This window comes from Pseudarthrobacter sp. 1G09 (genome assembly GCF_050038305.1).
Taxonomy (GTDB): domain Bacteria; phylum Actinomycetota; class Actinomycetes; order Actinomycetales; family Micrococcaceae; genus Arthrobacter; species Arthrobacter equi.
The window spans coordinates 2,246,424-2,259,690 of sequence record NZ_CP188306.1 but is presented as its reverse complement, the minus strand read 5'-3'; the positions used below and the strand labels follow the sequence as shown (position 1 = coordinate 2,259,690).

Sequence of the window (13,267 nt, the reverse complement as noted above, 5' to 3'; positions counted from 1 at the left end):
ATAGCTGGGTGTCACATGAGAATCTGCACCGCGACGAAGCTGCCGGCCGCTCGGCCCTGATCAGCACCGCCAGCTACGACGTCTCCCTCGACGTCCGCCAGGCCGAAGATCCGGAGGCTGCCGGCTACACCACCCGCAGCGTCATCACGTTTACTGCCGCGGACGCGGGCACGTCCACGTTCCTGGACTTTATTGGCAGCAGCGTGCACAGCGTGTTCCTCAACGGCAAGGGCCTGCCGGTGGAGGACGTGGTGGACGGTGCGCGCATCAGACTGGACAACCTTCAGCTGGAAAACCAGGTCACAGTCACCGGAACAGCCCTGTACAGCCGCTCCGGTGAGGGCATGCACCGGTTCGTGGACCCCGCCGATGGCCAGACCTACCTCTACACGCAATACGAACCGGCGGACGCGCGCAGGGTCTTCGCCAACTTCGAGCAGCCGGACCTCAAAGCCACCTACACCTTCCACCTGATGGCCCCGGCTTCCTGGCAGGTGGCGTCCAACGGCGTGGAAACCGCCAGGACCCTGCTCACCAGCGACCCCGCCACAGCACGCTGGGATTTCGCCACCACCCTGCCGATGTCCACGTACATCACCACCGTGCTGGCCGGCCCATATTTCAAGGCTGAAGACCGCTGGCAGGGAACTCTGGAGGACGGCACGCACCTGGACGTTCCGCTGGCGCTCTACTGCCGGGCTTCCATGGCAGAATCCTTCGACACCGCCGAGTTGTTCCGGCTTACCAAAGCCGGCCTGGACTTCTTCAACCGGCTCTTCGACTACCCCTACCCCTGGGGCAAGTACGATCAGGCCTTCGTGCCCGAATACAACCTGGGCGCCATGGAAAACCCGGGGCTGGTGACGTTCACGGAGAGCTACGTCTTCACCTCCCGGGCCACGGACGCCCAGTACCAGGCGCGGGCCAACACACTGATGCACGAAATGGCGCACATGTGGTTCGGCGACCTCGTCACCATGCAGTGGTGGGACGATCTCTGGCTCAAGGAATCCTTCGCCGACTACATGGGCACCCTCGCCGTGGACCGGGCCACCGCTTGGGACACCGCCTGGGTCAACTTCGCCAACAAGCGCAAGGCCTGGGCCTACGTCCAGGACCAGCTGCCCACCACGCACCCCATCGTCGCGGACATCCCGGACCTGGAAGCGGCCAAGCAGAATTTCGATGGCATCACCTACGCCAAGGGCGCCTCCGTGCTCAAGCAACTGGTGGCCTATGTGGGCTTTGACGCCTTCATCGCCGGATCCCGGGAGTACTTCCGCAAGCACGCCTACGGCAACACCACCCTGGCAGACCTCCTGGCAGCCCTAAGCTCCGCTTCGGGACGCGACCTCTCGGAATGGGCACGCCAGTGGCTGCAGACATCGGGGATTTCCACGCTGGCCCTGGACGCGACCACAGAGGCGGCGCACGACGGCGGGCTTGGCTCCGCTTCCATCGTCCAGGAGGCCACGGACCCTGTCACGGGACGGGACGAGCTGCGGCCGCACAGGCTCAGGGTGGGTCTGTACGACTTCGACGGCGACGGCGCCCTGGTACGGACCGGCAGCATCGAAACGGATGTGGCTGGTGCCCGCACGAAGCTTCCCCAACTGGCCGGGCGGCAGCGGCCGGCCCTCCTGCTGGTCAACGACGACGACCTGACCTACGCCAAGGTCCGGCTCGACCCCGTCTCCGAAGCCACGGTCCTCGCCTCCCTGGACCGGATCAGCGACCCCATGGCCCGCGCCCTGTGCTGGACTGCGCTGTGGAACTCAGCCCGTGACGGCGAAACCCCTGCCGAACGGTACGTGGCAGCGGTGGCCGCGTTCGGTCCGTCCGAAACCGGGATCGGCGTGCTGCTGAACATCCTCGATAACGCCTGCACCGCCGTCGAACGCTACACGCCCGCAGCCCGCCGCGATACCGTCCGTGCGTCCTTCCTGGGCACCGCCGGCGCGGAGTTGCGGCGGGCCGAACCGGGCTCGGACCAGCAGCTCGCCTGGGCGCGCACGCTGGGAACGCTCAGCAGGCATGACGCTTCGCTGCTGCCGCTGCTGAAGGGGCTGCTGGACGGTTCCGAACAGGTACCCGGCCTGGCCGTAGACGCCGAACTCCGCTGGCACTTCTGGCACGCCCTCGCTGCCCATGGCCAGGCATCCGCAGCGGAGCTCGATGCCGAACTGGCGACAGATAACACCGCCTCGGGACGGGCCGGCCATGCCACGGCCGGTGCTGCCCGGCCTGAGGCGGATGTGAAGGCCGCGGCCTGGGCCGAAGCCGTGCAGGGCACAGCGTTGTCCAACCAGCTCCTGACGGCAACCATTACCGGGTTCGCCACCGCCCCGGCGGCCCTGCTGGAACCCTACGTTGAGCCGTACTTCGGCTGCCTGCGGGAAGTCTGGGACAGCCGCAGCATCGAGATCGCCAGCCGGATCGTGCGGGGCCTGTTCCCGTCAGCCCAGGACCTGGCCGACGGCGCGGAGCCCGGCGCCCATCCGGTGCTGCGCAGGACCGACGCCTGGCTTGAGGCGAACGCCGATGCGCCCCGTGCGCTGCGGCGGATCATCGTGGAGCAGCGCAACCACCTGCTGCGGGCACTCACCGCGCAGGCCGCCGTCGTTGGTTCACCCGATCCGGCCGACTCTGCGCCGTAACGGCCAAGGGCCGCTGCGCCGGGACTAACCGTGCAGGGACCCTGCAGGGCAATGTGCGGGTTGGCTCAGGGGACCCGGTGCAGCCATTCCTCGGTGCCGAACTTGGTGGCCGCACGTTCCCGCGCTGCAGCGAGCTCGGCCTCGGTCAGCTCCGAGTGCGTGGCCCCGTACCGGCCCGTGAACACGTCCATCATGGCCCCGATGATGTCCGTGCGGGCCAGCCCGGTCTGGCGGCGCAGCGGATCCACCCGCTTCTTGGCGCTGCGGGTGCCCTTGTCCGAGAGCTTCTCCTTGCCGATGCGCAGGACGTCCACCATTTTGTCGGCGTCGATGTCGTAGCTCATGGTGACGTGGTGGAGCATGCCGCCGTTGGCCAGCCGCTTCTGGGCGGCGCCGCCGATCTTGCCCTGGTCCGTGGCGATGTCGTTAAGCGGGACGTAGAAGGCTGTCACGCCGATCTTCTCCAGCGCCGCCATCACCCAGGAATCCAGGAACGGGTAGGAATCGGCGAAGCTGAGCCCGTCCACCAGGGTCTGGGGCAGGTACAGGGAATAGGTGATGCAGTTGCCGGCCTCCATGAACATCGCTCCCCCGCCACTGATCCGGCGGACCACCTTGATGCCGTGCCGGGCCACGCCGTCGGGATCCACCTCGTTCCGGACGGACTGGAAGCTGCCGATGACCACGGAGGGTTCCTGCCAGTCCCAGAACCGCAGGGTGGGGTTCCGGCGGCCCGCGCCGACTTCTTCGGTGAGGACCTCGTCGAGGGCCACGTTGATTTCGGTGGGCAGGACGTTGGGAGCGATGACATTCCAGTCGTGGTCCGCCCAGGAGGTGGCCTTGGCCAGGGCCCGACGGACGGTCACGGCGACGGCGTCGGCGGAGAATCCGAACAGGGTAGCGTCTGCGGGCAGGGCAGCAGTGACTGCCGCTGCGAGGTCTGCGGCCGGGGTGGTTTCCGGGAGCCCCGTGAGTGCCCGGTTGATGGCCAGGAGGGCCTCGTCCGGCTCGAGGAAGAAGTCGCCGCTGATCGAGACGTCGGCCAGGACGCCGCCCGCCACGGAAAGGTCCGCCACCACCAGCTTTCCGCCCGGAACCTTGTACTCGCCGTGCCGGCCGGGGTTTGTTGCTGCGTCCTGGTCCTGGGAGGTCGTTTGGCTCATGGTTTACATCCTGCCGTACGGCGTGCCCGCGCTGCCAACGCAAAGAAAGCCCGCACCGTTCCCGGTGCGGGCTTTCCGAAAGCTATGGGTGGAAGAATTACTTCTTGCCGCCGAAGCCCTTGAAGCGTGCGTTGAAGCGCTCGACGCGGCCTGCGGAGTCCATGATGCGCTGCTTGCCCGTGTAGAACGGGTGGGACTCGGAGGAGATTTCGACGTCGATGACCGGGTAGGTGTTGCCGTCTTCCCACTCGATGGTCTTCGAGGAAGACACGGTGGACTTGGTCAGGAACTTGGTACCGGAGGCCAGGTCATTGAAAACGACGGCGGCGTACTTCGGGTGGATATCAGACTTCATAATGGGGCCTTTGTTCGCGCAACTGGATTTTGCCAGCTGCCAGGTATGAATGGGATGGCCGGGCTCTGAATCCCAGGACGTTGCCGAAAGACACAAGAGGGCCAGCAGTCAATACTAGCGGATCCCGGGGACACCCGCGAACCGCGCCACGGCACCTTCCGGGCCCTCACCTGCAGGGTCCCTGCTCAGCGTCGGGGGCGCAGTTCCCAGAATGCCACGGCAGACGCCGCGGCCACGTTGAGCGAGTCCACACCGTTGCGCATGGGAATCTTCACGGCGAGGTCGACGGCGGCCAGCGTCTCCGGGCTCATGCCCGCCCCTTCGGTGCCCAGGACCAGGGCCAGCCGGTCAGGACTGCCGGCCGCAACGGCGTCGACGTCCAGTGCATCGGGAGTCAGTTCCAGGGCGGCCACGGTGAAGCCGTGGTCCTTGAGGACCTGCAGGTCACCCGGCCAGCTGTCCAGGCGCGCCCACGGAACCTGGAACACCGTCCCCATGCTGACGCGGACACTGCGCCGGTACAGCGGATCGCCGCAGCGGGGCGATACCAGGACGGCGTCGATGTCCAGCGCAGCCGCCGAGCGGAAGATGGCGCCCACATTGGTGTGGTCCACGATGTCTTCGAGCACGGCAACCCTTCGGGCACCGGCCAGGAGCTCCGGCAGGGGCACGGGGTCGGGCCGCTGCATGGCGGCCATGGCTCCGCGGTGGAGGTGGAAGCCGGTGATCTCCTCCAGGAGGGCGGCTTTGCCGATGAAAACCGGGATATCAGGATAGGCCTGGAAGACGTCGTCGAGGTCTGCGAGCCATTTCTCCGCCAGGAAGAACGAACGCGGCTGGTGGCCGGCCGCGAGGGCCCGCCTCAGGACCCGGGAGGACTCGGCAATGTACATCCCCTCGCGCGGTTCGCGGAGCTTGCGGAGATGGACATCGGTCAGCGTGGTGTAGTCGCTGACCCGCGGGTCGCTGGCGGAATCAAGGTAGTGGAAGGGCACCGGAAGATTATTTCAGGAGGTTGGCGACCATGACGACGAGCGCCACAACGCCCAGTGTGAAGATCACGCCGCGGAGAACTTTCGGGGAAAGCTTCCGTCCAACCTTGGCGCCGGCGAGTCCGCCGATAGTGGAGCTGACGGCGATCAGGAGGACCACCAGCCAGTTGATCCGGTCGAATGCGAACAGCAGGTAGGAAATTGCAGCCACCATGTTGACGCCCAGGACCAGAAAGTTCTTCATGGCGTTGGCGTTCTGCATGGTTCCACTGAGAAAGACGCCGAGGATGCCTACCAGCAGGATGCCCTGGGCGGCCACGAAGTAGCCGCCGTAGACCCCTGCCAGGTAAACGAGCACCACCAGCAGCACGCCGTGGCTGCGGTCGCGGACGGCATGTTCGGGGTTCTGTTCGCGGTTGCGCACCCAGGACTGCAGCTTGGGCTGGAACATCACCATGAGCAGCGCCAGGACCAGCAGTACCGGGGCTACGTAATGGAAGACCTTCTCCGGCAGATGGAGGAGCAGCCAGGCGCCGGTGATCCCGCCGAGCAGCGAGGCCGGGAGCAGCTTCAGCAGCTGCCGGCCCCGTCCCGCCAGCTCGCGCCGATAACCCCAGGCGCCGGCAGCAGTGCCGGCCACCAGGCCCATGGCGTTGCTCATGGACGCGACAACGGGGGTGATGCCCAGTGCGATGAGGACGGGGAAGGTCACCAGCGTGCCGGAGCCGACCACCGCGTTGATGGTGCCGGCCCAAAGGCCAGCGAAAAAGACCAGGATGCTGCTAAGAATCTCCACAGTAAGTATCCCGCCCCGCCCTTAGCGGCGGGCGGTGGCGGCGTAGCGGCCGCCATTTTCCGTTACGTCCAGGGCCAGTCCGAACGTTTCACTGAGGTGCTTGTCGGTAAGGACCTCGGTGATGGGTCCGGCTGCCACAACGCCGCCGTCGCGCAGCAGCATGGCATGGGTGAAGCCCGGGGGTACCTCTTCAAGGTGGTGGGTTACCAGGACCATCGCGGGCGCTGCCTCGTCCCGGGCCAGTTCGCCGAGCTTGTGGACCAGTTCTTCGCGGCCGCCCAGGTCAAGGCCTGCTGCCGGTTCGTCCAACAGCAGCAGCTCGGGATCGGTCATGAGGGCGCGTGCGATCTGGACACGCTTGCGTTCCCCTTCGGACAGGGTGGCGAACGTCCGGTTCAGCAGTGGACCCATTCCCCAGTCGTTCAGGAGGCGGAAGGCGCGGCGTTCGTCATCGCGCTCGTAGCCTTCACGCCAACGCCCGGTGACGCCGTAGGCAGCGGTGACCACCACGTTGAGGACGTTCTCGTGCTCCGGGATCTGGGTGGCCAGCGCGGCCGACGACAGACCGATGCGGGGACGCAGTTCGAAGACATCGGTGCGGCCGAGGATTTCGTCGAGGATTCCGGCCTTGCCGCTGCTGGGGTGCAGGCGTGCCGCCGCGATCTGGAGGAGCGTGGTTTTTCCGGCTCCGTTGGGGCCGAGGATGACCCAGCGTTCGCCTTCGTTGACCTGCCAGTCGACCTTGTCCAGCAGGGTCTTTTTGCCTCGGACAACGCTAACGGAGTCCAGTTCCAGAACATCACTCATAGGAATAGACACTAGGACAAAAAAGTGGACGACTGATAACCGGTGTGACCGCTCCCCCGGCACGTGTCCGCCCGTGGCGCCGGACCGGTCTAGGTCCGCAATGAATACGCGGGGCCGTTCCTCCGCTGGCTAAGATTGCAGGCATGACTTCCAACGTGACTGCGGTCAGCTATGGCCAAAATCTGACCGACGCCGGACTGGAGCAGCTGCGTTCCGTCCTCACGGAGCACGGTGCAGCTGCAGGAGCCGAATCCAGGGCCGGCGACAGCCGCTACCAGGTGCGCGTCACGGAACTGGAACTCCCGGACGCCACCGAGGCCGGGCTGGCTGCGCTCCGCAGCGCCGTGGCCGACGCCGTCATCCCCGGAATGGACACCGCCCTGGTGCCCGGGGGCCTGCGTTCGGCCGGCCGGAAGCTGCTGATCATGGACGTGGACTCCACCCTGATCCAGCAGGAGGTCATCGAACTCCTGGCCGCGTATGCGGGCAAGCGGGACGAGGTGGCCGCTGTCACCGAAGCGGCCATGCGCGGGGAGCTGGACTTTGCCCAGAGCCTGCACGCACGGGTGGCCGTCCTCGCCGGGCTGCCGGCCGACGTCGTCAATTCCGTCCGCCACGAAGTGAAGCTCAGCGAAGGCGCCGCCGAACTCGTGTCCGCTTTCAAGACGGCCGGGCATCCGGTAGCCGTAGTCTCCGGCGGGTTCAACCAGATCCTCGAGCCAATCGCAGTGGACCTTGGCCTGGACTACTGGCAGGCCAACGAACTGGAAATCGTTGATGGTGCCCTGACCGGCAAGGTCCTGGGTGCGGTGGTGGACCGTGCGGCCAAGGAGAAGTTCCTGCGCGAGTGGGCGGCCGCCGAGGGGATCGCGATGGAACACACCATCGCCGTGGGCGACGGCGCCAACGACCTCGACATGCTGGGTGCGGCCGGGATTGGGGTGGCCTTCAACGCCAAGCCTGCCGTGCGAGCCGTCGCCGATTCGGCAGTCAACATGCCCTACCTTGATGCGGTGCGCCACATCGCCGGGGTCTGAACCGCCCACAGGTGCTGACGAAAAGAGGTGCCCGGCGCGAATGCGCCGGGCACCTCTTTTTGAGTCGGTGGACTACTGGCCGCTCTTACCGAAGTAGTCTGCGCCGCCGGCGTACTCCGTGTGGCCGGACTCGACGTCAGCGGTGGCCATTCCGGCCACTACCTGGGCGAATTCTTCCACGGAGTACAGCTTGCCGGCTTCGGCGCGGCGGGCCTCGATGGCACCCGGCGTCGACCGGTCCAGCAGCGTGGCGGTGACGGTGCCCTCGATCATGTCGCCCGAAACCACCACCAGGCTGATGCCCTTCTCGGCGAGGTTGGGGATGAGTTCCCGCAGCGCGTCCTCACCGGCACGCTTGCTGCGGGCCACGGCCTCGTAGGCGGGCATGGTGGGAACCGTGTAGATGAAGTGTGCCTGGTGGCTGGTCACGAAGACAACGCGGGAGCCTTCCTGCATCAGCGGCACAGCGGCGTTGAGCATGTTGAGCTGTGCGTCGCGGTTGAGCTTGAGGGCGTAGTCCTCCCCCATGCCGGTTTCCATGCCGCCCGAGGCGTTCAGGACCAGGACGTCCAGGGAACCGAAGTTCTCCATCGCAGCGGAGGCCAGCGCCTGCACGCCCTCCTGGGTGGTCAGGTCGGCGCCCACGGCCACGGCGCGGCCGCCGTCGGCCTCGATGCCCTGGACCACTTTGTTGGCGCGCGGTGCCTTCTGGCGGTAGTTGACCACGACGGCGGCGCCCTCGCCGGCGAGGATCTTCGCTACGTCAGCGCCGATCCCGCGTGATGATCCGGTGACGATGGCGGTTTTGTTGTCCAGCAGTCCCATCTGGGCTCCTTTGTTTGAAACGTCTAAAGTGAAGCGGCTCTGAACTCCATCATGCCAGCGCGACTTGCTGATTCCGTTGTCCGGGTCCGACAAAGAAGCGCCGGACCGCTGGTGGCAGCCGCGTGGGGTTTGAAGGTCAGTGCCCCATGCCCAGGCCGCCGTCAACCGGGATGACAGCGCCGGAGATGTAGGCCGCTTCGTCACTGGAAATCCAACGCACCACGTTGGCCACCTCGTCGGCGTCGGCGAACCGGCCGGCGGGGATGCTGGCCAGGTAGTCCTTCTGGGTGGCTTCCGGGAGTTCGGCCGTCATGTCCGTGTTGATGAAGCCGGGGGCCACAACGTTCGCGGTGATGCCGCGGGAACCGAGTTCGCGGGTCAGCGACCGCGCGATGCCCACGAGGCCGGCCTTGGAGGCGGAGTAATTGATCTGGCCCGGGGCGCCATACAGGCCCGATACGGAGGAAATCAGGACCACGCGGCCCTTGCGCAGCCGGATCATGCCCTTCGACGCCCGCTTGATGACACGGAACGCGCCGGTGAGGTTCGTATCGATGACGGAGGTGAAGTCTGTTTCACTCATCCGCAGCAGGAGGGTGTCCTTGGTGATGCCGGCGTTGGCCACCAGTACTTCCACGGGGCCGTGGGCTGCCTCCACTTCCTTGAACGCCGCGTCCACTGATGCCTCATCGGTGACGTCGGCCTTAACTCCCAGGATTCCTTCAGGCAGTTCCGATTCACTGCGGTAGGTAACAGCCACTTTGTCCCCGTTGGCCAGGAATGCTTTGGCGATGGCCAGGCCGATGCCGCGGTTGCCGCCGGTGATCAGGACGCTGCGGGGGGCGGTAACTGCTTCAGTCATGGAGGAACTCCGGAATTCTGCGGCGGGATTCACCGCGGTAGGAAGGTGGAATTTGGCTGCCTCCGATCTTAGCGCCCGGGCCCGCCCGGGTTTGGGTGCCACTGCCGATGGTGAGAGAATTGACGCAAGCCTTTGGAGCGTGAGAAACCACTGTGACCCTTGAAAACCACGCGGGACGTTCGGTGCCCGGAGAACCCGGCCGGTTCTCCGAGGACGCGGAAGTCCACAGCATTACGGATGCCGCGGAATCCCATTCCGAGGACATTCGCAGGCGCATGGTCAAGTACGCGCTGGCCATGGGTATCCGCATGGTGTGCCTGGTCATGATCTTTGTCCTGGACGGCTGGCTCAAGATCATCGCCGTGGCCGGTGCAGTGTTCCTGCCATGGATCGCGGTAGTCATTGCCAATGGCAGTGACATGGCCGAAGAGCACAGTGACGCGCTCCTTGATTCGGCACCGCTGGCCGAGTTGGAAGCGCCGCCGCCGCCAACGGGCCACGAGGAACAGGGTTCCGAAGTGCTGCAGGGCGAGCTTATAAACGACGACGACGAGCCGGACAACGGAGAGGGGCGGCAGGGGCCGTGAGTATTTTTGATTTCGCCGCCGGAACCAGCCCGGCGGCATCAGACTCCGCGCTCTGTTCCCGGAAGGCATGCCGTGCCGGAGCATCCTGGCAGCTGCTGTGGAACAACCCCAAAATCCACACCCCCGAGCGCCGGAAGACGTGGCTGGCCTGCGAGGACCACCGTGGCTGGCTGGAGGACTACCTGCAGACCCGCGGCCTGTGGAAGGAAACCCTTCCCCTTGAGCCCGGCAGCACGGACAGCCCTCTGGAGCAGGACAACTGAATGTACCGTTTCCTCTTCTCCAGCAAATGGCTGGGTTATCTGCTGCTGGCCGCGATCTTTGCCACTGCCTGCGTGTTCCTGGGCCGTTGGCAGATGGACCGTCGCGCCGAAACCCTGGCCGAGATCAACCGAGTGGTCAGCAACTATTCCGCCACACCCATTCCTTTCACGGCAGCCCGGGACCAGTTCTCGCAGCTTGATCCCGCCAAGGAATGGACCCAGGTGCAGCTGCAGGGCACCTACGACGCCGATGGCCAGCGCATCGTGCGCAACCGCCCCCTGAACGGCCAGCCGGGCTACGAAGTAGTGGTTCCGTTCAAGCTGGCCTCCGGCGAAACGGTCATCATTGACCGCGGCTGGCTGCCCATCGGGAACAACAACCCCGGCAGCCCGGACTCGGTCCCGGCGCCGCCCTCCGGCGAGGTGACCGCCGTCGTCCGGCTGAAGCACGGGGAACCGGAGCTGCAACGCGGCGCCCCGCAGGGCCAGCTTGCCTCCATCGACCTCCCGACGTACGCGGCGCAGCTTGGCTATCCGGTGCTGACCGGAGCCTACGGCCAGCTGGCCTCGGAGACGCCCGCGGCCGCTGACATGCCAGTGGCCTTCCCGAAACCGTCCACCGAAGAAGGCACCCACCTTTCCTACTCGCTGCAGTGGTTCGCGTTCGGCGTGCTGATGTTCGTGGGCTTCGGGTACGCGGCGCGGCAGCAGGCACGGAACGCCGCCATCGACGCCGAGGAAGACGAGGCCGAGGAAGCGGGGACCGTCCACGCTGCGGTGCCGTCCCGCCGTCGTACGCCTCCTGCCCGCAAACGGAAGAAGGCGACGGCCGAAGAAGAGGAAGACGCGCTGCTGGACGCGCAGGGGTACTGAAGCATGACGACGCACGACGACGGGCCGGTCAGCCGGGTGCGCACGGCACTGCTCGAATCGGGCATCGGTGACACGGTGCGCAGCTTCCCCGCCGGCGTTCCCACTGCACTAGCCGCGGCTGAGGCGCTGGACTGTGACGTGGCAGCCATCGCCAACAGCCTCATCTTCGAACTCAACGGCGCGCCCCTGCTCATCCTCGCCAGCGGCGCCGCCCGGGTGGACACGGGCCTGGTGGCGGACCTCCTGGGTGAAGGCCGCATCCGCCGCGCTTCCCCGGACTTCGTCCTCGAGCACACGGGCCAGGTGGTGGGAGGAGTGGCACCGGTCGGCCACCCGCACCGCATTCGAACTCTGCTTGATGTGAGCCTGCGGTCCCACAACCTCCTCTGGGCCGGAGCGGGCGACCACGAGTCGATGTTCTGCATCACCTACCAGGACCTTCACAGGATCACCGGCGCCGACGAAACCCTGGTGCGCTGACGTCCCAGGGTTTACCGGGGTGGTTGCGTAATGCGTGACTCACCCGCTCTTGGTGAGCACCGGCCTGGCATTTGCCGGGGGCTCCCCCACCTCGTGGATGGTGTGTCCGCTACAAGCCGTCTTGGTTACGCTGGCTCGCTCGATCCGCGCCACGGTGAACCATCGCATCGCGTCGCGCAGCCGACACCATCCCACCAGGTACCACTGGCCGTTAGTCGAGGCGAACAGCACGGGCTCAACGTCGCGGCTGGTCGTAGTCTCATCTTTCGCTGTGTAGCGCATGCGGATCACCCGTTGCCCGGCCATCGCCTCTTCCAGCGCCGACTTGATGGCCCGGGAAGAGGAAGGAAGTGCGTTAAACCAGACCCGGCTGCCCATTTCGTCGGCTCGTTCCCGGGTTTTGGGATCTAGGACGTCCAGGATCTTCTGGATACCTGCTGCTGCCAGATCGGCGTAGGGGGCGTCTGGTGCGGCGGACACGGCTGCCATGAGCGCCATCGCCTGCGCTGGGGAAAGGGTGACAGGCGGAAGGGGTGCTCCTGTGGCCAATCCGTAGCCGCCGCCCGGACCCGGCCGAGACCATACAGGTGCACCGCTGTTTTCCAGCGCATCGAGGTCTCTCTTGATGGTGCGCACCGACACCTCAAACTCTCGCGCCAAGCGTTCGGCGGACACGCCCCGTTTGCCGCTGCGGCGCAACATCTCGGAAAGGGCATGGAGCCGTTCGACACGCTTCACAGTTCAGTCCTAGGCAAATTCATGACATAAATAGTGACATACCGTTGTCCGGAGCGCCTGCAAGGGTATGGGCATGACAACTACTGCAAATCCCCCGCTCATCATCCTCATCGCCGGCCACTGGCTGGGCGCCTGGGCCTGGGATGAAGTGCTTGAACACCTGACACCCGGCCACGCCCGGGCAATCGCGATGACGCTGCCTGGTCTCGACGGCGACGACCCCCAACGTGCGGCGAGGACCCTCGACGATCAGGCCGCAGCGGTCTTGGACGTCATTACACAACTGGGGGTCACGGAGGAGCAGCCCGCAACCCTGGTAGCTCACAGCGGGGCAAACGCCCCCGTCAGCCTTGTCCTTGACCAACGCCCCGAGCTGGTCCGTCGAGTGGTGTGGGTCGACTCCGGCCCCGTGGCAGCGGGAAGCGCCTTTGGCCCGGGCCTTCCGGAGGACCTGGAGGAGCTTCCGCTGCCCTCCTTCGACGTACTCGCAGAGCAAGCGAGCCTCGAAGGCCTGAGCGCAGAGGTCCTTGAGCGTTTCAGGGGCCGGGCCGTCCCTGAGCCCGGCCCCGTGCTTCGCCAGCGGGTCGAACTCACCAACAGTGCCCGCCGCAAAGTCCGGACCACCCTGGTGTGCTGCTCGATCCCCAGCGCGAAGGTGCTGGAGCTCGCACGTGCAGGCCATCCCATGTTCGCCGAGGTCGCGAACATCGAGCACCTTGACGTCATTGACCTCCCGACGGGGCATTGGCCTATGTGGAGCCGTCCCCGCGACCTCGCCAAGGCCATTCAGTCGGCAGCCTCCAGAGCCAACTGATGCACGTATGACGTGAAG

15 protein-coding genes are annotated in these 13,267 nt (G+C 66.1%); 7 read left to right on the top strand and 8 right to left on the bottom strand.

Translation table 11 applies throughout. From position 1 onward, the window contains the following. Positions 1–8 precede the first annotated feature (8 nt). Complete coding sequence (gene pepN, locus ACP3TD_RS10385; protein ID WP_426762799.1) at positions 9–2,657, top strand: aminopeptidase N; 2,649 nt, start codon at positions 9–11, stop codon at positions 2,655–2,657. 65 nt (positions 2,658–2,722) lie between these two features. Here pepN and ACP3TD_RS10380 read toward each other — a convergent pair whose 3' ends face one another. The 5 genes from ACP3TD_RS10380 to ACP3TD_RS10360 all read right to left on the bottom strand — a co-directional run bounded on the left by ACP3TD_RS10380 (position 2,723) and on the right by ACP3TD_RS10360 (position 6,770). Beyond that, positions 2,723–3,820 carry a lipoate--protein ligase family protein gene (locus ACP3TD_RS10380; protein WP_426762797.1) on the bottom strand — a complete coding sequence of 366 codons (1,098 nt, stop codon included), beginning with the start codon at positions 3,818–3,820 and terminating at the stop codon, positions 2,723–2,725. A 97-nt stretch (positions 3,821–3,917) separates the two neighbouring features. Continuing rightward, entirely contained in the window at positions 3,918–4,175 is a 258-nt protein-coding gene (locus ACP3TD_RS10375) for a type B 50S ribosomal protein L31 (protein ID WP_015937073.1), read from the bottom strand. Positions 4,176–4,360: 185 nt separating this feature from the next. Further along, positions 4,361–5,170, bottom strand: a complete 810-nt coding sequence (locus tag ACP3TD_RS10370; protein WP_426762795.1) for a TrmH family RNA methyltransferase — start codon at positions 5,168–5,170, stop codon at positions 4,361–4,363. Positions 5,171–5,177: 7 nt separating this feature from the next. After that, positions 5,178–5,963 carry a sulfite exporter TauE/SafE family protein gene (locus tag ACP3TD_RS10365; protein ID WP_426762793.1) on the bottom strand — a complete coding sequence of 262 codons (786 nt, stop codon included), beginning with the start codon at positions 5,961–5,963 and terminating at the stop codon, positions 5,178–5,180. A gap of 21 nt (positions 5,964–5,984) precedes the next feature. Further along, on the bottom strand, positions 5,985–6,770 hold the full coding sequence (locus tag ACP3TD_RS10360) for an ABC transporter ATP-binding protein (RefSeq protein ID WP_377203634.1): 786 nt from the start codon (positions 6,768–6,770) through the stop codon (positions 5,985–5,987). Between the two features lie 143 nt (positions 6,771–6,913). Between ACP3TD_RS10360 and serB the strand changes: the two genes are divergently transcribed. Then, positions 6,914–7,807 (top strand): phosphoserine phosphatase SerB, encoded by an 894-nt coding sequence (gene serB, locus ACP3TD_RS10355; protein ID WP_426762792.1) that lies wholly within the window; start codon positions 6,914–6,916, stop codon positions 7,805–7,807. Between the two features lie 72 nt (positions 7,808–7,879). On the opposite strand, the gene ACP3TD_RS10350 is transcribed toward serB, so the two are convergent. Continuing rightward, positions 7,880–8,632 carry an SDR family oxidoreductase gene (locus ACP3TD_RS10350; RefSeq protein WP_426762791.1) on the bottom strand — a complete coding sequence of 251 codons (753 nt, stop codon included), beginning with the start codon at positions 8,630–8,632 and terminating at the stop codon, positions 7,880–7,882. A gap of 136 nt (positions 8,633–8,768) precedes the next feature. Continuing rightward, entirely contained in the window at positions 8,769–9,494 is a 726-nt protein-coding gene (locus ACP3TD_RS10345) for a beta-ketoacyl-ACP reductase (protein ID WP_426762790.1), read from the bottom strand. A gap of 152 nt (positions 9,495–9,646) precedes the next feature. Here ACP3TD_RS10345 and ACP3TD_RS10340 point away from each other — a divergent pair, with 152 nt between their 5' ends. The 4 genes from ACP3TD_RS10340 to ACP3TD_RS10325 are packed head-to-tail and all read left to right on the top strand — an operon-like array spanning position 9,647 to position 11,697. Then, positions 9,647–10,081 carry a DUF3099 domain-containing protein gene (locus ACP3TD_RS10340; RefSeq protein WP_377203637.1) on the top strand — a complete coding sequence of 145 codons (435 nt, stop codon included), beginning with the start codon at positions 9,647–9,649 and terminating at the stop codon, positions 10,079–10,081. Continuing rightward, positions 10,078–10,344 carry a hypothetical protein gene (locus ACP3TD_RS10335; protein WP_426762789.1) on the top strand — a complete coding sequence of 89 codons (267 nt, stop codon included), beginning with the start codon at positions 10,078–10,080 and terminating at the stop codon, positions 10,342–10,344. The genes ACP3TD_RS10340 and ACP3TD_RS10335 overlap by 4 nt, the downstream gene beginning before the upstream one ends. Further along, positions 10,345–11,217 carry an SURF1 family protein gene (locus ACP3TD_RS10330; protein ID WP_426762787.1) on the top strand — a complete coding sequence of 291 codons (873 nt, stop codon included), beginning with the start codon at positions 10,345–10,347 and terminating at the stop codon, positions 11,215–11,217. 3 nt (positions 11,218–11,220) lie between these two features. Next, the gene (locus ACP3TD_RS10325) at positions 11,221–11,697 is read left to right on the top strand and encodes a YbaK/EbsC family protein (RefSeq protein WP_426762786.1); all 477 of its coding nucleotides are present in this window, start codon (positions 11,221–11,223) and stop codon (positions 11,695–11,697) included. Between the two features lie 39 nt (positions 11,698–11,736). On the opposite strand, the gene ACP3TD_RS10320 is transcribed toward ACP3TD_RS10325, so the two are convergent. After that, on the bottom strand, positions 11,737–12,435 hold the full coding sequence (locus tag ACP3TD_RS10320; RefSeq protein ID WP_426762784.1) for a helix-turn-helix transcriptional regulator: 699 nt from the start codon (positions 12,433–12,435) through the stop codon (positions 11,737–11,739). A gap of 73 nt (positions 12,436–12,508) precedes the next feature. Between ACP3TD_RS10320 and ACP3TD_RS10315 the strand changes: the two genes are divergently transcribed. Beyond that, the gene (locus ACP3TD_RS10315) at positions 12,509–13,249 is read left to right on the top strand and encodes an alpha/beta fold hydrolase (RefSeq protein WP_426762783.1); all 741 of its coding nucleotides are present in this window, start codon (positions 12,509–12,511) and stop codon (positions 13,247–13,249) included. The last annotated feature ends 18 nt before the right edge of the window (positions 13,250–13,267 follow it).

Bases quoted from the DNA above. Each gene is read 5' to 3' on its own strand.
- ACP3TD_RS10380 (WP_426762797.1), bottom strand. From the start codon at position 3,820: ATGAGCCAAACGACCTCCCAGGACCAGGACGCAGCAACAAACCCCGGC.
- ACP3TD_RS10375 (WP_015937073.1), bottom strand. From the start codon at position 4,175: ATGAAGTCTGATATCCACCCGAAGTACGCCGCCGTCGTTTTCAATGAC.
- ACP3TD_RS10360 (WP_377203634.1), bottom strand. From the start codon at position 6,770: ATGAGTGATGTTCTGGAACTGGACTCCGTTAGCGTTGTCCGAGGCAAA.
- serB (WP_426762792.1), top strand. From the start codon at position 6,914: ATGACTTCCAACGTGACTGCGGTCAGCTATGGCCAAAATCTGACCGAC.
- ACP3TD_RS10350 (WP_426762791.1), bottom strand. From the start codon at position 8,632: ATGGGACTGCTGGACAACAAAACCGCCATCGTCACCGGATCATCACGC.
- ACP3TD_RS10345 (WP_426762790.1), bottom strand. From the start codon at position 9,494: ATGACTGAAGCAGTTACCGCCCCCCGCAGCGTCCTGATCACCGGCGGC.
- ACP3TD_RS10330 (WP_426762787.1), top strand. From the start codon at position 10,345: ATGTACCGTTTCCTCTTCTCCAGCAAATGGCTGGGTTATCTGCTGCTG.
- ACP3TD_RS10325 (WP_426762786.1), top strand. From the start codon at position 11,221: ATGACGACGCACGACGACGGGCCGGTCAGCCGGGTGCGCACGGCACTG.
- ACP3TD_RS10315 (WP_426762783.1), top strand. From the start codon at position 12,509: ATGACAACTACTGCAAATCCCCCGCTCATCATCCTCATCGCCGGCCAC.